The 18485-nt window shown below is 61.4% G+C and carries 17 protein-coding genes and 1 pseudogene; 5 read left to right on the plus strand and 13 right to left on the minus strand.

The features are described 5' to 3' along the window. Positions 1-258: 258 nt before the first annotated feature. Positions 259-1137 carry a helix-turn-helix domain-containing protein gene (locus HLH35_RS05900; protein ID WP_246384911.1) on the plus strand — a complete coding sequence of 293 codons (879 nt, stop codon included), beginning with the start codon at positions 259-261 and terminating at the stop codon, positions 1135-1137. Between the two features lie 630 nt (positions 1138-1767). Here HLH35_RS05900 and HLH35_RS05905 read toward each other — a convergent pair. From HLH35_RS05905 to HLH35_RS05930, 6 genes are all read right to left on the minus strand, one after another. Then, entirely contained in the window at positions 1768-1998 is a 231-nt protein-coding gene (locus HLH35_RS05905; RefSeq protein WP_182978272.1) for a hypothetical protein, read from the minus strand. Next, complete coding sequence (locus HLH35_RS05910) at positions 1998-2270, minus strand: hypothetical protein (protein WP_182978273.1); 273 nt, start codon at positions 2268-2270, stop codon at positions 1998-2000. Before HLH35_RS05910 ends, HLH35_RS05905 begins: the two co-directional genes overlap by 1 nt. A 643-nt stretch (positions 2271-2913) precedes the next feature. After that, positions 2914-4290 carry a transposase gene (locus HLH35_RS05915; RefSeq protein WP_182978274.1) on the minus strand — a complete coding sequence of 459 codons (1377 nt, stop codon included), beginning with the start codon at positions 4288-4290 and terminating at the stop codon, positions 2914-2916. 308 nt (positions 4291-4598) lie between these two features. Continuing rightward, positions 4599-5075 (minus strand): DUF4411 family protein, encoded by a 477-nt coding sequence (locus HLH35_RS05920; protein WP_182978275.1) that lies wholly within the window; start codon positions 5073-5075, stop codon positions 4599-4601. Beyond that, on the minus strand, positions 5075-6238 hold the full coding sequence (locus HLH35_RS05925) for an ImmA/IrrE family metallo-endopeptidase (RefSeq protein WP_182978276.1): 1164 nt from the start codon (positions 6236-6238) through the stop codon (positions 5075-5077). The genes HLH35_RS05920 and HLH35_RS05925 overlap by 1 nt, the downstream gene beginning before the upstream one ends. 372 nt (positions 6239-6610) lie before the next feature. Continuing rightward, on the minus strand, positions 6611-7075 hold the full coding sequence (locus HLH35_RS05930) for a nuclear transport factor 2 family protein (protein WP_182978277.1): 465 nt from the start codon (positions 7073-7075) through the stop codon (positions 6611-6613). 253 nt (positions 7076-7328) lie between these two features. Here HLH35_RS05930 and HLH35_RS19855 point away from each other — a divergent pair. Then, positions 7329-7553 (plus strand): annotated as a pseudogene (locus tag HLH35_RS19855) (IS5/IS1182 family transposase); the annotation flags it as partial. A 187-nt stretch (positions 7554-7740) separates the two neighbouring features. Then, complete coding sequence (locus HLH35_RS05935) at positions 7741-8925, plus strand: PepSY domain-containing protein (RefSeq protein WP_182978278.1); 1185 nt, start codon at positions 7741-7743, stop codon at positions 8923-8925. 244 nt (positions 8926-9169) lie between these two features. Here HLH35_RS05935 and HLH35_RS05945 read toward each other — a convergent pair whose 3' ends face one another. The 3 genes from HLH35_RS05945 to HLH35_RS05955 form a co-directional block, all read right to left on the minus strand. Continuing rightward, entirely contained in the window at positions 9170-10231 is a 1062-nt protein-coding gene (locus tag HLH35_RS05945) for an acyltransferase family protein (RefSeq protein WP_246384886.1), read from the minus strand. 390 nt (positions 10232-10621) lie between these two features. Beyond that, positions 10622-11089, minus strand: a complete 468-nt coding sequence (locus HLH35_RS05950; RefSeq protein ID WP_338029302.1) for an SRPBCC family protein — start codon at positions 11087-11089, stop codon at positions 10622-10624. Then, positions 11076-11417 carry an ArsR/SmtB family transcription factor gene (locus tag HLH35_RS05955; RefSeq protein ID WP_182966683.1) on the minus strand — a complete coding sequence of 114 codons (342 nt, stop codon included), beginning with the start codon at positions 11415-11417 and terminating at the stop codon, positions 11076-11078. The genes HLH35_RS05950 and HLH35_RS05955 overlap by 14 nt, the downstream gene beginning before the upstream one ends. Positions 11418-11684: 267 nt before the next feature. Here HLH35_RS05955 and HLH35_RS05960 point away from each other — a divergent pair, with 267 nt between their 5' ends. Then, positions 11685-12050, plus strand: coding sequence for an SDR family oxidoreductase (locus HLH35_RS05960; protein WP_275944218.1), 366 nt, complete (start codon positions 11685-11687; stop codon positions 12048-12050). 133 nt (positions 12051-12183) lie between these two features. Here HLH35_RS05960 and HLH35_RS05965 read toward each other — a convergent pair whose 3' ends face one another. Continuing rightward, positions 12184-12657 carry a cupin domain-containing protein gene (locus tag HLH35_RS05965; protein ID WP_182978280.1) on the minus strand — a complete coding sequence of 158 codons (474 nt, stop codon included), beginning with the start codon at positions 12655-12657 and terminating at the stop codon, positions 12184-12186. 26 nt (positions 12658-12683) lie between these two features. Then, a complete protein-coding gene (locus tag HLH35_RS05970) occupies positions 12684-13526 on the minus strand; it encodes an aldo/keto reductase (RefSeq protein WP_246384887.1) in 843 nt (280 codons plus the stop codon). Positions 13527-13860: 334 nt separating this feature from the next. Between HLH35_RS05970 and HLH35_RS05975 the strand changes: the two genes are divergently transcribed. Continuing rightward, complete coding sequence (locus tag HLH35_RS05975; protein WP_182978281.1) at positions 13861-14235, plus strand: PRC-barrel domain-containing protein; 375 nt, start codon at positions 13861-13863, stop codon at positions 14233-14235. 141 nt (positions 14236-14376) lie between these two features. On the opposite strand, the gene HLH35_RS05980 is transcribed toward HLH35_RS05975, so the two are convergent. Then, positions 14377-17703 carry a GH92 family glycosyl hydrolase gene (locus HLH35_RS05980; protein WP_246384888.1) on the minus strand — a complete coding sequence of 1109 codons (3327 nt, stop codon included), beginning with the start codon at positions 17701-17703 and terminating at the stop codon, positions 14377-14379. A gap of 276 nt (positions 17704-17979) precedes the next feature. Further along, positions 17980-18468, minus strand: coding sequence for a DUF523 domain-containing protein (locus HLH35_RS05985; protein WP_220790564.1), 489 nt, complete (start codon positions 18466-18468; stop codon positions 17980-17982). Positions 18469-18485: the final 17 nt, after the last annotated feature.

Raw genomic sequence — 18485 nt, forward strand, 5'->3', positions numbered from 1 at the left:
TCATCACGACTTCTTGCCGCCGCGCCTTGTTGCCGGGCATTGACCTGGCGGCGGCCAGAAGATGTATATATGTATTATGCGTAAATTCAGGACCGGAATGTCCTGACAAATCCTGTGGGGGCGCCGTCGCCGACCCGATGCGGCCGGTCCGGCGCTCCACAGCGTGTTGTGAAGAAGCGGGCGCGGCGGCAGGCGATGGAACAGGCAGCTCTCCTGAGAGGCAGCACTGGCGCGGTGCGAAACAGCGCCGGCGGCATCATGGTGGAACGCTCGTGGCAGCGCTGCGCCGCCGCCCACAATGTCGATCCGGCCCAGGGCTGGGCGGCCGACATCCTCAGCGGTGCCGAATTCCGCCAGGTCAGCGGGCGCTCCGTCCCGCTGATGCGGGCGGCCCTGCCCGAAATGCGGCGCCTGTTCGACCTGGTCTATCCCATGGGCCTGCTGGTGCTGCTGGCCGACCCCGACGCCACGCTGCTGGCCCGCTGCGCGGACGAGGCCCAGTCCGCCCATTGCCGCCGGATGGGCCTGCAACAGGGCGCGATGTGGGACGAGGCCATCGCCGGCACCAACGGCGTGGGCACCTGCGTGCGCGACGGCGACCCGATCTTCCTCGGCCAGGGCGAGCATTGGCGTTTCTGCCTGTCGCTGCTGGCCAGTTTCGCGGCTCCCATATTCGACGCGCAGGGGCAGATGGTCGGGGCACTCAACCTCGCCGCCTTCCACGGGGATTCGTCGCGCCCCGCCGCCCCCCTGCTGATGGACACGCTCACCCTGGCCGGCCGCCGGATCGAGGAACAGCTGTTCCGCACCCGCTATGACGGGCGCAAGGTGCTGCTGCTGGACGCGGCCGATGGCTGCTCAGCGCCACTGGTCGCGATCGACGAAGACGGGCAGGTGGTCGGCGCCACCCGCGCCGCGCGCACGCTGATGCACTGGACGGACGAGATGATCCGCGAGCAGCCCAACCTGCTCTCGGCCCTCGAAGGCGACGACTCCCCCAGCTTCCGCAAGGCGGAAGAAAGCGTCATCCGCACCGCGCTCGCCACCACCCAGGGCAACGTCACCCGCGCGGCCCGCACCCTCGGCATCAGCCGCGCCACCTTCTATCGCAAGATGCGCATGCTCGGCATCGCATAAGCGCCTGTCAGCCTCCTCCCGCTCTCGTGGAGAAAGCGTCCGTCAGCTCAGCCGGAGCGCGCGAGAGAAGCCGCCCTCCGCGCGATAGCAGCGCGTCGATGTGATCGACGCAGTGAACAATCAGCACACACGGCACAGCCTCCCGAGCGACACATTCTCGACGCTCAGAGCCGATGCCGCAATCCGTCATCTACCCAAACCCCGGCGGCCGGAACCGGCACACCCGTTCGACCGGTCGAAAGTTCCCGCCACACGGCTTGAAGCCGCCTTCGGCACCCAGCCTGAACGTGATCAGGACACGATCGTCAGAGCTCTGGACGAACTGACCAATAGGGTATGAGGGACGCAGACCTTCCGCTTCCGCCTACATCCCGGACACCTAGGTAAGAGTTTGGCTTTTCGTAAAGCGGACATAAGTCCCAAAACAAAAACCTGTCGTCTGATTGTCAGCCACGATCTGTGCCGCCAGCATTCGAGTGGCCTTGTGCGTATGCGCGCTTCAGCATCTCCACCACGTCCGCTCGGGCAAAATGGTCTGTGTCGCTGTCTTGCCCAGGCCGGTAACGATCCCGAGGCTCGTATCCTGAGATGATGTTCGAGATTGCTGGCTCGCGTTCGCCTGGAGTGAGTTCATATGAGCCTCCCAACGGGGGGAGGCAGCATCAGGCGCGCGATATTTAGCTCTGTGACAGCTCCGCGCGCGGGGATCAAACCGATGACGCCGCTGTCCTGCGGGAGCGCCCATGCTGCAACGGGATACACGCTGTCGGCCTGACCTTCATTTTGATGTCGGAAGCTCCAACCTGAACATGGGGTAATCTGAACGATGTCACACTCATTGGTCGTCTGCTTGTCGCTCATTATTTCGGTTCTCCCGATGCCGCCGATATCTGCCACGCAGCTTGTTGAGCAGCTGTGGCGATCGGCCCGATTTTCCCCCGAAGCAAAGCAACCTGGCGCAGCACGGCGCGCGCATTGCACGAAGCAGCCGCAAGGGCGTCGTGGTCGCCGGTCATGCCCGCGTGCTTCGTCTTTCGAGATGACAATGGCCGGCTGTCCTGTATGTGTGACTCGACCTCGGACGACGACAGCCAAACGGCATCTCTCGTTTCGGTCGGCGCTGTGCCGGTCATCGGCTTGTCATCTCCAAGACTTTTGCAGGACATTTCAGGTCACGTGCCTGAGGGGAGCCCTCACCTGCTCCAGCATGTCAACGAGTCATCTCCTGCACGGCCACTATTTGTCTGGCTCGCGAAGTTGATATGGAAAACTCGTCGGCGAGTTTCTGGTCGTTAATATCCAGATGTCTTTAATTTTTATTACGATAAATTGAATTTATAACCTTTTCGTAGAGAAAAAAATTCTTATTTAATGAATAATTTCCCCGCGTTATAATATAAAATACAGAAACAAACGCAATGTTTATCGACAAAATCAATATAGAAGCTCCCCAAAAAATATCCAACATACCCCCATATGTTGAAATTAATTTAATAATTTCAAGCATAGAGAACGATGCGATGGCAAAATGGACAATATTATTTCTCATTTTTATGTTAAAGTTATATCCAAAAATCATAACAAAGCACATTGCGCCTAAAATAAAATCATACGTACAATCATAAACCAGATGATATTTTATCCTGAGAAATAAAACAATCACTCCCAAAAAAAACAATGAAACCGAACTCATATTTCACCCGATTGTGTTGAAAAAGACGAGGCGGGAGGTGGGTAGGACGGCGCGATGAATGCCGTCTGAGGCGCCCCTCTCGATCAGGCTGGGAGGACTGCTGATCTAATTGGGATCAGCTTTGCCAGCTTGCGGAGGTTCTGGGCTGCGGCAGCGAGAAGAAACTCGTCTTTGGCGCCGTTCGGTCCGCGCAATCGTAATCGATCGAGCTTCAGGATGCGTTTGAGGTGGGCGAACAGCATCTCAATCTTCTTGCGTTGTCTGCATGACGTGAAATAGGCATCCGTCAATGCGAGGTCGCGTGCCATGTCGCGGGCGCCTTCGTGAGCGGAGCGCATGATCTTGCGGGCTGGCATATTGGGCGTGCAGCGCGGTCGCAAGGCACAGCCTCCGCAATCCTGCTGGCGGGCGCGATAGCGGACGAAGCCGTCCTGATCGACGTAGGAGCGCGGCGTAGTGAAGTTACGGTGGGAGGGACGAAGCCGTTGGCCGCCCGGGCAGACATAGCTGTCATCCTCGTGATCAAAGACGAAATCAGATCGGGCGAATGTACCGTCGCTACGGGCAGATTTATCGAACACGCGAATATGCGGTTCGATGGCTTTCTCCTCGACCAGCCAGGCGAGGTTTGCTGCCTCACCATACGCGGTGTCGGCTGCCAGCCGTTCCGGCCAAAGGCCGAAGCGTTCCTGTGTCCGCTCGATCATGCGGCGTTGGGCGGTGACTTCCGCCTGGCGCACTGACGTGGTGGCCTCGGCATCGACGACGACAGCATGGTCGAGGTCGATGAGGTAGTTGGTGCTGTAGGAGAAAAAGGCCCTATCCGGCGTAGCGGCGGTAAAACGCGCAGCCGGGTCGGTCGGGGCCAATTGCTTGGGGACAACGGGTGTGGCCGCTCCGAAAGCGGCATCGTCGAGCACGGCCAGATACTCACTGACGGTGCGGCCGGTGGCATACGGTGGCAAACCGTCGCTGCCCGGCACTGCACGCTGGCGATCGACATCGGCGCGGATCAGGCTCGCATCGACTGCAAAGGCTTCGCCGCCGACCAGCTTTTCCTCGATGCAGCGCCTGACGGTCATCTCGAAGACCTCCGGCAGGAGGTTGCTCTCACGGAACCGGCCGTGCCGGTTCTTGGAAAAGGTCGAGTGATCGGGAACCGCGCCGTCCAGGCCGAGCCGGCAAAACCATCGGTAGGCGAGGTTGAGATGCACCTCCTCGCATAAGCGCCGTTCCGAGCGAATGCCTATGCAATAGCCGATGCTCAACATCCGGATCAGCAATTCAGGGTCGATCGATGGGCGCCCTGTATGGCTGTAGAATGGACTCAGATGCGCGCGCAGCCCGGATAAATCGACGAAGCGGTCAATCGCACGCAGCACATGGGATTGCGGCACATGCTGCTCGACGCTGAAGCCGTAGAACAGCGCCTCCTGCGTCCCGGTCCGCTCACCCATCATCTGCCTGCCCTCCGTCCATGGGCGAATACTGAATCAGCGCTCAGCCACTACCGCAAGGTAGGGTTTTTCAACACAATCGCCTCATATCGGACAGGCGTCGTACGGGTAGACTCTGCGCATAGCGGACACGCATTGTTCGAATCTAAACTGTCGAGTTAGTGCTAAATCAGATAGGCCGTTTTCCATTGCAACCTACTCGAACAGTGAACAGGATATGACACTATCCAGCCTTTTCCGGTTCATTTGTATGGTATGAGTATAGCGTTCTGTACTTCGATCAAAAGCCGTCACTAATGATCACTTGCCTTCTAGAGGCGGACGCCGTGTTGTCGCAGCATTTCGAACGGAGTAATCGAGCTAACTCCGAAGGCGTTGCCAGCATCAGGAATTTTTATTCTGCGCTGCGAGCCCGGGGTGCTCGTTTCAAGCGTCACGATCTGATGCTGGCCCAGCATAGCATAAGCTACGAGGTAAGAATCGGCTTTACTAAGAAATTCAGCTACGGCTGCAGTGGTATAACCATTGGAGGTTGCCCACGTCGCGACCTGCCCCATTGTGTTGGTAATAGCTGCGTTATCGGGAAGGAAGAGATCAGCTGCATGGAAGTCGATCCAATTCCTAATTTGGTCGTCCTTCTGTCTCAGTTCGCGTTTCACGGGTGAAATACTCTTCACGTGGCCGGCAGTAGCTGCTTGTGTTATCCAGTTCCAATAGCCCCCGCAGATATCGAATGCGTAGTAGGTCAGCGCCGGAGTGAGGAGCGCGTTAGAGTCCATCAACAACATCAGCTGGCTACTCCGAGGCGTCGAGCTTCTTCGCGGAAGGTCTTCGAGTTACTGAGGTTCAGAAGATCGAATGCATCACCCATGAGCGTTTGGCCTTCGAGTGCTGCCGAGATGACCGCCGATGCGAAGCGCGGATCTACACGAGCGCCCATAGTGGCGTAAAAATCTCCGCCCCCAGACGCTTTTTTTTCTGAACGCTTCAGCGAAGCAAGCTCTGTATCGTAATTCTCTTGGAAGCCAGCGTAAGACAGGCGTCCAAGATCTTTTAGGCGTCGTAGAGCAACTAGTGTGCTGACCCGGAATGTCCGAGCTATTATCGCCTTTGCAAGATTGACGTCGCTCGGCAGGTCCATTGTAGTCAATTGGGACATGGGCACCAGAACTTCCGCCGCGACGGCGTTGCAAAACCGCTCGAGGCTCTGATCCAGCCCAATATCCTCTGGCAAATCGTCAGCAGCACTATTGCTTATTCCATCCTGTCCGATCCAAATATGGGCCAGTTCGTGCGCGAGCGTAAAAATCTGCGCGGCTTTCGTATCGGCACCGTTAATGAAAATCAGTGGCGCGAAGGAATCAGGGATTGCGAAGCCACGAAACTCGCGAGGATTGAGTGGGCGGTGGGTGTTGTTCCCGACAACACCATTGACCATGACGAGAATGCCTGCATTCCGGGCATGGCCGATAAATTGCCGAAGAAACTCGCCCCAATTTGCCGCTCCGGACCGGCTACCGACTTCAAGTTTGAGCGCCGTTCGGATTTGCCCCGCGACGACAGCAGGCTGATCTGCGGCGGAAGCGGAGCTGACAAAACTCAAAATGTCGGCCCCAGAACCCGAAAGATGATCTCTATACCAACGTTGACGCAACTGACAGGTATGAATCGTGTCAATCAATTCGGTGCTCGGCCTCAGCGAACCGTCATCCGCCATGCGTCTAAAGTCGGGCAGAGGTAACTTCTCTTCCGGCGGCTCAGACAGAAATAACATCCCCATCGGCAGGTTAAGAACGCTGGCCAGCGTTTCGATTTGTTTGAAGGTCGGTCCACCTTTTCCTGCAAGCCACTCAGGGTAACTTCTAAAGCGCTTTGTGAGGGTATCAAGCGGCATTTCGGCCCGCTTACGAGCCCATTCCAGCACGCTAGGCGATATTTCAACCTTTGCCATTACGTGCTGTTCCTCTTATTCCCTCAATCATTCATCTCTGCTGGACACCCGATTGAATTAATCGGTCATCGCATCCTTCTGTCGTGTGCAACATAAGGAACAGGTAGATCAAAATGCTACAAGTGAGTAGCACGATACTCCGCTGACGAAAAGCGACAACTAAGTGATCGTCCGGTTGAATGGTCACGCATCCCGATATCCGACCCTCCGCTTATCCCGCCTAAATCGCCTGTCTGCTATGCGTGTAGACAGGCAACATCCGTCCTCATGCCGCCTCTGGTTATAGTCATGTCCGCCCGCAAAGCGCTCGTTCTTCACGACCCCCGGTCGTTCCAAAGGACATAGGACGTCGCCCCCACCTGCACGCAGGTTTTACAAACCCAGTTCCGAGAGTGAGGGATGGTCGTCCGGGCGTCTCCCTTGCGACCAGTGGAACAGGCGCTGTTCCGCCGAAATCGGCTGATCGTTGATCGAGGCGACGCGACGGCGCATCAGCCCGGCCTCGTCGAACTCCCAGTTTTCATTGCCGTGGGAACGGAACCACCGGCCCGTCTCGTCATGCCATTCATAGGCGAAGCGCACCGCAATCCGGTTTTCGCGGAACGCCCAGACTTCCTTGATCAGCCGGTACTCATGCTCCCGCGCCCATTTGCGGGTCAGAAACAGGACGATTTCCTCCCGTCCGCAAAGAAACTCCGTGCGATTGCGCCACTGGCTGTCGGGCGTATAGGCCAGCGCGACCTTCTGCGGGTCGCGACTGTTCCAGGCATCTTCGGCCAGACGCGCCTTCAGCGTGGCGGTTTCGGTATCGAAGGGTGGAAACGGCGGGCGGGACATGGGCGGACCTCCGGTTCAGGACCTGATGAACAGACAGGCGGCGGCCCTGCATGCCTGCATTTCGCGCCTGTCGGGAAGCAGCGCAATCGCCGCACGATAGCACGCCAGGATCGCTTGCGGAGCCGCCTCGGGCCGCCCGGCATCGAACGACGGATGCCGGTGCGTATGCGAACCCGCGTTGAAGGGCCCATGCCACCTCGGCCCCGGCCGGAACGGTCACCACGAAATCGATACCCGCCATCACGCCGCCCGCCTGCCACGAACCATCCCGACCGATACCGGCTATGCCAGCAGCAAAACCGTCGAAACGGTGCACGCCAGGGGCAGGGACCCGCCGGCGCCATCGGGCGCCCGGCGGATCGGCGCCCTTATGACGTCCGGTCACAGCCACCCCAATGAACCACGCCGGATCACCCAGCCCTGGCGCCTGGACATGAAGGCCATGCTGCCATCAGGCCCGTCACGGGCTTTACCCGCGTCTACCTCCCTGGTCTCGCCAACGTCATACCCGAATGGACGTTCAGCACCGCCGATGGCCCCATAAACTGCCGACACCAATTGTTACCATTGCGCCCGATCCGACGGAGTATAATCCACCCCGCACATCTTGCGCGATCATGGCTCGTCCGATAATATGAGAATAATTCTCATTATCGTGGTGGCGCGTGCTTCGGAAAATTCATCGCTGGATCGGGCTGGCCCTGATCCTGCCGTTCGCGTTGCAGGGCCTGACCGGGCTCCTGCTGGTGGTCCTGCCGCTGCTGCTGGCGGGCCGTCCCGCCGTTCCGGCCCCCGGGGCGACGACCGCACCGGGCATCAGCGCCGAGGCCATGATCGCCGCCGCCCGCACCGCGGCCCCCGCCGGCACGCTGCCCCTGCGCTTCGACCCGCCACGCTGGCCGGGCGACAGCGCGGTCGTCGCCTTCGGCCCGGCCGGCGAGCGCCATCCTGAATTCGAGGTGATGGTCGACCCAACCCACGCCGCAATCCTGCGCACCCACATCGTCCCGCATATCCTGCGCGTGCTGCACAATCTACACGCCGACCTGCTGCTGCTGCCCTACGGCCAGAACGCGACCGGCATCATGGGCGTGCTGCTGAGCGTAATGGCTATCACCGGGCTGATCCTATGGTGGCCGCACCCGGCGCTGTGGGCATCGGGCAAATGGCGCCGCACGATCACCGTCTCCCCCCGGGCCCGGGGCTATCGCCTGTGGCGCGAAACCCATCTCAGCCTGGGCTTCTGGACGTTGGGGATCATGCTGTTCCTCGCCCTCAGCGGCACGGTCCTGGCCTTCCCCTTCGCCCGCCCGCTCTTCGGCGTGCAGGGCGGCGACCGCCCGGCCCACACCCGCGCACACCATGCCGACCACACGCCCGCCATCCCCGGCGAGCAGGGGCTGGACACCGCCATGGCCGCCGTGCAGGCCCAGATGCCCGACGCAATCCTGACCTCGGCCCGCCTGGGCGCCCGCCCGGCCGAGCAATCCTTCACCATCATCCTGCCCGCCTACGGCCCCAACCGCCCGGCAACCGTGCGCTATGACGCCGATGCCGACACGGTGCGCTTCACCCGCGACCCCGGCCGGCAGCGCACGGGCGAACTCACCTTCATGTGGCTGCACACGCTGCACGAGGCCAAACTGGCCGGCCCCGCCGTCATCGCCAGCCTGTGGCGCACCGCCGTCGGCCTCGCCGGCGCCGCCCTGTTCTTCTTCTCCCTCTCCGGCGGCGTCATGTGGGTCCTGCGCCGCCGCCACCCGCAAGGCCCGGGTAGCCGCCGTGCCGGACGCCGCCGGCACCCCAAACCGCATGCAGGCGCGCCACGCCCATTCCCGAGACGACAATAAAGGGTGAAACGCAATCTCAAACTGGAGCGCCAGATGCAACTGGCGCGTGAGACGCTGAGGGAACAGGCGGACGTCCTTCAGGAACTGGCCAAGCGATAAAACGCCCGCTTGACCCGATACTGGACATCGCGCGCATGGTGCCGTCGATCGCGTGATCAGGCGGCCGGCGACGGAAATGGCGGGGTAGGGGGAAAGCCCAGTTTCCCGAACAAGCGCCCTCCGTCTACAGCCATTCCCGACACATTCAACCCCGCATTTGCTGGCCGATGTTTCTCTGCAGACGCACGATGGCCACACTGGCTGCCAGCAAGCTGCCAAACACCAGGGCGAACCCCGCCAGGCTCCCGGCGAAAGATGGCGGCACAGCGAAATGCGTACCCTCGACGCGCCAGATCATCATGACGGGATAGCCGAGCAGATAGACAGCAAGCGCCCTCCGCCGGGCATAGAGGGCAATCGCATCGAGCCACGCAGGGCGCGCGCAGGAAGCCCCAAACCAGACCAGCAGGGGCACGCCGACACCCAGCAACGGCCAGCCGATAAACCGGGTCGTCAGCAGGAGCATGCCAATGAATGAAGCGAGAACGCAGATCGGATGGAACTGCGGGGTGCGCGCGCCATAACGGTCATGGAGATGCCACAGCAACGCCCCACCGAAGAACCCCAGACCCATCCGGGGCCACCCACCCCAATAATGCACCGTGGACCAGCCCGCATTGGGATCATGCCAGACCCCGGCAAGCACAAGACAGACCGCCACCGCCCCGGCCCACACCGCGAACAGCCGTCGCGGAGAACCGGGAACGCGCAGCAGGGCCAGAAACGCAAAGCCGAACAGTTCCAGCACAATGGCCCAACTCGGCGGATTGAGCGGAAAGACCGAGCCATGGACAAGCGTCGAGAAGACCGGCAGCAGGACCAGGCCCGAGAAAAAGGCGCCGATCCAGTTCGCAACCGTCCACCCGTCCGCGTTGGCGAATGCAAAGGGCGCGAACGCGCAGAAGCCCGCGACAAGCGCTATTGCATATATCGGGTAGATATGGGCGATACGGTCACCGACAACCCGCCACCTGTTCGCAACCATAACAGTCGGCTGCGACAGATAACGCATCGAGAGAAAACCCTCGATCATGAAAAAAATATCGATCGGGATCTGCCCCTGCGGCAACAGCCGCGCAACATAGGGCTCCGACCAATGACCGATGAAAATGCTGATACCGACGAGCAAGCGCAGTATCTGCAGCGTCGGATAGCCCTCATTCTGTCCGCGCGCGGGCAGCCGCGCCACAGAAATCCTTGTCGTCATGCGTCCGCGTCCTTCATTGTTCCGGAGGGAGCGGCCTGGACGTCGAACGCCCGTTAGCCACGCTGCTGAAGGAAGGCCGCGTCACCGGAACATCGCCTCCGCGTCCCGGGCATCCTTCGCCTTTCCAGCACGTGCAGCAACCCGCCGGCGCACACTTCGTTGCGCGCGCACACAATTTAGTGACTGAACGGTTAACCGCCTCCGGCCTGATGTTCCGCCTTTTTCCTCCTTCCCAGACGCCGGCTAATGTCAGGACGGGTCCGGCCCGATGCGGCCATCCGCGCGATCCAGACCGGCGATCCGCTTCATATCCTCCGCAGGGGCTTTCGGCCCCCGTACCCCGTCAAAGGGGGGGGCGGCCTCCGGAAACCCGTTCGTTGCGGCCCGGGCTCAGATCTGTGCGGCAAGTTCTTCCAATTGCGTAAGGCATGTACCCCATCCTTGGAAGAATCCCATCTCTTCATGCTTCGCCCGATCTTGCTGGCTCTTGTGGCGCACCAGTGCGCGATAGCGCGTGCCGTCCGCAACCGGCTCCATGGTGACTTCCACAGTCATGAAGGCTTCAGCGTTCGGCCGGAACTGTGGGCCGAGGCCATCAGTCCAGACCAGGCGCCGTTCAGGCTCGACAACAAGAACGCAGCCCGGCTTTTCCGGAAAAGCATCTCCTTCCGGCGAGCACATGACAATATTGAACGTCCCCCCCGGTACAAGGTCGACCGAGGCTTTGGCCACGCCATAAGGCCGGGGGGCGAACCATTGCGTCAGCAAATCCGGCTCCGTCCATGCGCGCCAGAGTTGGGCTGGCGTGGCCTTTACCGTACGTTCGAGGACAAGGTCGCGTTCGTTATCGATTTCCACGTGCATTTTCCTTTTCAGACAATGTTTCGATAAAGCTATCCAACTGGTCCAGGCGGGTTTCCCAAACGCGCCGCTCCCGTTCCAGCCAGCCTTGTGCGGCTGTGAGCGCGTCGGGACGCAATTGACACATACGGACGCGGCCCGTTTTGCGGGAGATGACGACCTCGCTCTCTTCAAGCACACGGATATGCTTCATGAAGCTGGGCAGCGCCATGTGATGTCGTCGCGCAAGCTCGCCAACGCTCGCCGGCCCGCTGGCAAGCTGCGCGATGACCGCGCGACGGGTGCCGTCCGATAAACAATGAAAGACGCGGTCAAGGTAAGCCATATGGATAACTAATCCCATTCGAGATATCCCGTCAAGACAGTAAGCCATCCGGCTAAATATCTCCATGGAGAGCAAGGCATGGAAAGCAAGGATAGGGACGTGGCAGGGTCCGCTTATTGTGGTCGATGGCAGCCAGTTGGGTCATCATCGAACGACACCGCCATGCCTTTCGGAAGGCGAGAAATGAAGTGAGAGAACCCGATGCCGGGTCGCGCCGCTGGAAAGCGCATTTGCATCACCTCTGCTGGCGGATAAGTTGGGGCTCTTCTGGCGCCTTCAACGACGAGAAACTGCGGGAGTTCACTCACGGCGGCATTCAATGCAACCAATGCAGCGATGACAAGCCTGACCCAATCGGCAGCGATCGCTTGCCGCCCACGGGATCAGGGTCAACGGCATCGCGCCAGGACCGCTCCGGATGCCCATGCGGCAGGGCTGGATGCAGCCTTTGCGGTCGCCGAAGGGAAGGGGAAGGGAGACAAGATCAGGAGTGTCGCCGCCTCTACTCCCCAGAAGCGGTTCGGCGAGGCGTCGGATCTCCTCGGCGCGATGCTCTTCCTCGCTTCGGACGAGTCTGCCTTCGTGACCGGTCAGACAATCGATGTCGATGGAGGCCACAGACTCATGTCATAAGAACCGGTTGCAACGCGCGCTCTCTTGCCGCCGGTTCACGATAGCGGCGAACCGTTCCCGGGTTCTCGCATCGTGTCGAACGTCCGCGTGTTTCCCTTTCGGACGATGACTGCATCCGGGGGGCAACCCGGCTTCATTTTGCCCGGGAGGGATCGTCCGCCGGGTTGACGTAGGTCATGCCGAAGGGGCCGACGCCGGAGACTTCCACCACGACCGGTGAATCGGCCGTCCGCAGGGCATGCGGCGTGCCCTTGGGCAGATGGACGAAGCCACCGGCCGCAAGCGCATCCTCCCGCGCGCCGGTAAAGCTCCTGCCAATGAAATGGGTGAAGCGACCGGATAGAACGGTCAAGGTCTCGTCCATATTATGGGTGTGGGGCGCGATCTGCGCATGCGCCGGCATCCTCACGCGAATGACGAACGGGCCGGGGGCAGAGGCATTTCCATACACATAGGAAATCTCGACATGTTTTGGAAAATCGGCTGGTGCTGCCACCCACCTGACCTGCTCCTGCGTCAGAACGATGGATGCATCATCGGCATGGGCCGATCCGGCAGCCACGAGGCCCGCAAGGATCGGGAGGGCAAGAAGAGCGTTGCGGAACATTCTTTCCCGTCCTTCTCAAGTGCCGCCTAATATGTGGACGGGTCCGGCCCGATCCGGCCATCCGCCCGATCCAGACCGGCGATCTGCTGCATATCCTCCGCATCGAGCGCAAAATCGAAGACCGCGATATTCTCATCGAGCCGCTTCGGCGTGGCCGATTTGGGAATGACGATCAGCCCACTGTCGATATGCCAGCGGATGATCACCTGCGCGGCGGTCCTGCCGTGTTTCCCGGCAATCTTCGCAATCACCGGGTCGTCCAGAACCCGCCCCTGGCCGAGCGGGCTCCAGGATTCGGTCCTGATCCCATGAGCCTCATTGACGGCACGCAGCGCACGCTGCTGAAAACGCGGATGCAGTTCGATCTGGTTGACCGCCGGCACCACACCCGTCGCATCGATGATGCGCGCCAGATCCTCGGCCCGGAAATTCGACACGCCGATCGATTTCACCCGCCCCTCCTGCCGAAGCGCGACCATCGCCTTCCAGGTCTCGACGAACCGCCCCTCGGCAGGCTTGGGCCAGTGGATCAGATAGAGGTCGAGCCTCTCGCGGCGCAGCCTGCGCAGGCTGGCATCGAACGCCCGCAACGTCGTGTCATAACCCTGCTCATCATTCCGGATCTTGGTCGTCACATAGATGTCGGGCCGGCCTGCCAGCCCCTCTCCCACGCCCTCTTCGTTGCCATAGATCGCGGCCGTGTCCACGGCCAGATACCCGGCCGCGACCGCATGCCGCACGATCGCCGCCGTCTCCCCGGCCGGCGTCTGCCACACGCCAAGGCCCATCTGCGGCATCGTCGTGCCGTCATTGAGCGGGATATGCGGCTGGGCACGCTTGCTGCCGGGCGTATGGGGCATGTCGTTCATCTTCCGTCTCTCATCCTCTCTTCATGATCGTTTCACGACGCCACGGCCGCTCGCGAGCCGCCTGAAAACCACGTCCTCCATCTATTCTCGAATAATGGCGATTTTGTATCGTTTTATTAAAAACCGGAAAACTCTTCCCAGGCAGTGCAAAGCCCGCACGCTGCCTGATGACGATTCCACGTTTTCGAGGAAAACCCAACTGTTTCCTTTTTCTTCCAAAATCCGGCCTGTCTCGCCCCTTCAAGAGATCGTGTAAAAGAAAATCCCGTCTCCCCTTGTCCGGCGCACGATCGTGCCGACCTACCCACCGTGGTCCAAGCAACAGGAGGCCATCATGGCGGATACCACAACCAGAATTGACGAGACGCACGAACTCATCGCCTCCGACAAGGTCGAGGGCACGGCGGTCTATTCACCAGCCGACGAAAAGCTGGGAACGATCAGTCACTTCATGGTCGATAAACAGACCGGCCACGTGGCCTATGCCGTCATGAGTTTCGGCGGCTTTCTCGGAATGGGCAACAGCTACCACCCCCTTCCATGGCGGGCCCTGCACTACGACGTGAATCGTCAGGGTTATGTCGTCGACCTGACACCGGATCAGCTGAAGGGGGCTCCGAGTTACACCTCGGAAACCATGCCCAACTGGAGCGATCAACTATACGGTCACCAGATCGACAAATATTACGAAGGCCCCCTGGGGCATTAACGCCCTTCCGGGCCCAAGCGCGCATCCGGCGTGGCAACAGGCATGACGATGCAGCTCATGGCCACCGCCACGTCGAGATGCCGCTCCCGATTCGAAAAATACAATATGAAGGAACAGTATTAACGAATCAGGGAAGGGGCCTCACCCGGGGTGCCCCAGCAGCTCGAACTCGCCGATCGTCGCCGGATGTGCCCCCTCAGGCCGCCAGCGATACAGAAGATGCGGGCGCGGGTCCGCGATCAGGTAGGGCCGGGTCTGCCGCTTCCATGCGAAATGCTGGGCCTCGCGATGGTCGATCACCGTCCAGTGCACACCATCATCCGATGCCGCAAGATCCCACGCCCGCGCACCATCGTTCGGATCACCGCCCGACGTCACCGTATAGGCCAGCGCGGTCGCCGCATGAGGAAACACCGCCTTCAGGCCGCCGCCCGGCACCGGCGCACTGGTCATCGCATCATTGTCAAACAGCGCGGCAGGTCCCTCCGTGCGCGCCTGTTCTCGGTCTGTCAGGTCCACGGCCGGTTCGGGCATGGCGCTCCCACGGGTCAGGGAGGGCAGGGCGGCATCCGCCCCCGTCCCCCACGCCGACGGCCGGTCGCCCATCGTGAAATGCAATATGCCGCCAGCGGCGATGTCCGCATGGGACAACCACCACCACGTCAGATTTTTGCCATTCAGCGTCACGGACTGGATAAACCGCCTGCTGTCGCTCACGCCCGGCGCCTCGATCGTCAGGCGGTGCCCATTGTCGAAAGCAAGCTGCATCGTCTCGAAACGCGGTGCGCCGATCGCGTAGGTCGGCGTGCCGACCCGCAACGGGTAGAAACCGGCGGCGCTGAACAGCCACCAGGCCGACATCTCGCCATTATCCTCGTCGCCCGGATAGCCCTGCCCGATCGCCGTGCCGCGATACAGCCGGTTCATGACATCGCGGATCTTGTCCTCGGCCTTCCACGGCTGCCCCGCGAAATCGTACATATAGAGGATATGATGCGCCGGCTGGTTACTGTGGCTGTATTGTCCCATGCGGATATCATGCATCTCCCGCATCTCATGAATAACGCCGCCATACGCGCCCACATGATAAACGCCCGGCGTCGCGAAATAGGCATCGAGCTTGCGGGCCAGGCCCGCGCGGCCGCCATAGAGGTTCATCAGCCCCTGCGCGTCCTGAACCGGATCGAACGCCATCGTCCAGGCATTCGTCTCCGTATAATCTCCCCCCCACGCCAGCGGATCGAATATGTCCTTCCCGGCGCGCCACGCGCCATCCGGCCGCCGCCCGACAAAGAATCCAACATCGCGGTCGAACAGATTGACATAGTTCAGCGCACGATTCCGCAGATACCAGGCCTCCGCCTCGAAATCCGCCCGTTCCGCCGATCCCGCACGCGCCATCCGCGCCAGATCCGCCGCCATCGTGCCGATCGCGAAATCATTGAGCGTGGAGGCACTGGACCATGACAGCGCCTCATCCGTGTCGGTGTCCGTGTAACCCCGGAAGATGGAACGCGCCAACCCCTTGCGCCCCACACCCGGATCGTCCGGCACCACGGTCGCATCCTTCAATGCCGCCCGGTAAAAGCTGGAAATATCGAAATGCCTTACGCCCTTGCCCCAGGCATCGGCGAAGGCGACATCGGCACTCGTCCCCGTCATCAGGTCCGCATAGCCCGGCGAAGACCAGCGCGCGATCCACCCGCCTTCGCGATATTGCTGCACGAAACCATCGATCAGCGTGCCCGCCTCGTCGGGACTCAACAGCGCATAGGCGGGCCACGCCGTCCGATACGTGTCCCAGAACCCGTTATTGACGAAGAGCTTTCCCGTCTCGACCCGCGCCCCCGTATGCGTCTCGCTGTTCGGCCCCACCGGCGCCGCGAACGGGCTGGCATGCACGAAGGACGGCGCCTGAGGGCTGCCGGCATTTTCGTACGCCGCGTTCGGATAGAGATAGAGACGGTAAAGATTGCCGTAGAGCGTCCTCTGCTCGTCAATCGGCGCGCCCGGAATCGCCACCCGCGTCAGTGTCCTGTTCCATTCGGCCTTTGCCGCCGCCGCCACAGCGTCGAATGTCGTCCCCTCCGGCAATTCCATCGCCATCGTGTGCCGCGCCTGGTCGATGCCGATCAGCGATGTCGCGATCCGCAGCGTCACCGGCCGGCCGTCCGAGGTATCGAACGCCGCCCATGCCTGCACATCGTCGCGCTTCTGGCCCGTCATGCGCCCCTGCGCCCTGGCGGGACGATCGAAGACGATATGGACGAACATGCGCGTCGCCCCGGTCGACAGGTCACTGGCAACATCCGTGTAGCCATCGGCGCTCATGCCATCCTGCGCGATGACGATGCGCCCATGATCGCCGATATTGTCGAACGCGATCTGCCCTTCGTCACCCGTATAGGAAAAACGCATGATGGCGGCATGATCCGTCGGCGCAACCTCCGCGACGATCCCATTGTCGAGCGCCACCCGGTAACGATAGGGCAAGGCCGCCTCATGCGCGTGATCGAACCCTGCCGACCGCAGCCCCCGGTCGGCGGAGGGCGGCGCACCGCCCGGCACAGGCATGATCTGGAATGTCTGCCGGTCCCCCATCCAGGGGCTGGGCTCGTGGCTGAGCGAGATCGCCTGAAGCCTCGGCCTGTTCTGCGCGTCGTTTCGGTCCTGATACTGATAAAGCCAGTCGGAATTGCCGCGCGTGACCGGCGTCCAGAAATTGAATCCATGCGGCACGGCAACGGCGGGAAAATTGTTCCCGCGCGAATAATGGCCGTTCGCATTGGTGCCGCGCCGTGTATCGACCAGGTCGGCAGGCGTAGCCCCCTGCATATTGTCCGCATCGCCGATGCTGATATCATCGAAATAGACGTGATAGGCCCCACCTCCGGGCCGCCCCGCCTGCACTTCGATCGCCGCGATACGCTTGTTGTGCGCGATCGCCCCCAGGGGCACTTCGACCATGTTCCACTGATTCGGATACAGGCCCCGCCCCTGTCCCTGCGGGGTCAGCGGCGCGCCGGCCATATCCCGCGCCCCCAGTGACGAAGCCCGGGTGCCATCGTCAAAGACGATATCGAGCGCCGTCCCGGTCGCAGGATCGGTCAGGGACAGCGGATCATCGACGGGAAAGATCATATAGCGCAGCACGCTGTCCGGCGTGATCGCCGCCCGCTCCGCCGGCGGCACCGTCTTCACGACCGCACGCACCGGCACGCCGCGCGCATCGAACCGCATCGCGTGCAGGCCCGTAAAACCGCTATCGGGATGCGCCGTCACCACCTCATTTTTTCCCGGCCCCGCAACCAGAGAAGCCGCCCAACCCGGACCCGAGAGGGGAGGGAAGCTGCCAGCACCATCGAAGCGCTCGGACAGGACAGGCGCCCCCTTCGCGGCCGATACCACAGCGCATGCGGACGAAAGGGCGATCAGCGCGGCATATCCCGCCCCAAAATGGCGTTTCATGGTCATGATTCCTGCGAATGGGATCGAACGAGGCCCATTCCGCCCCTCCGTCTCGGCGCCGCATGAAAGACCGGCCATACGCAATGATCAACCGGTCGCGCCTACGGCATCGGCGAGATGCGGCTCAGGAATGCCGGTCCATCCAGACATTCCGAGACCGATTTAAATCATCCATTCAGGAACGCGGCCAGTTCAGGCAACAAAATTCCAAAAAAAGACAAGAAGTTTTTTGGTTCTTTTTTTCAAAAAAGAACAGAAACAACCGCCCCGGCCCCCTCAGCCCAGAAGCGCCTGAAGCTCCCCAATCCCGCTCTCCGCGAAAACCCGCACGCCATGCGCGCGCAACAGCGCAGTCGTCACACCCACGCCGTCATGCCGCCCGCCGCCGAAGCTCCCGTCATAAATGAAGCGGCTCCCGCAGGACGGGCTGCCATCGGTCAGGATGGCAAACCGGCACCCATGCTCCCGGGCCAGGCTCAGGGCAATTTCGGCCCCCGCAATAAAGAGGTCCGACACATCCGCGCCGCCCGCTGTGATCACACGGGCCGTCCGCGCCAGCACCGCCTGACCGGACTGCCCACCGGCGATTTCGGCAGGCGGGCGCGGCACCGGGAAGCCCGCCGAAAGCTCCGGGCAGACGGGCACCAGCCGCCCTTCCGCCTGCCACCGGCCCAGGGCAGGGTGCCGGGCCGATTTGGCCCCCCCGTCATAGCGGACAGGGTGGCCCAGAAGGCAGGCACTGATCAGGATCTTCGCGTTCGCCATGGCCAACCCTACCATGG

The sequence above is a fragment of the Gluconacetobacter asukensis genome (genome assembly GCF_014174375.1).
Taxonomy (GTDB): domain Bacteria; phylum Pseudomonadota; class Alphaproteobacteria; order Acetobacterales; family Acetobacteraceae; genus Gluconacetobacter; species Gluconacetobacter asukensis.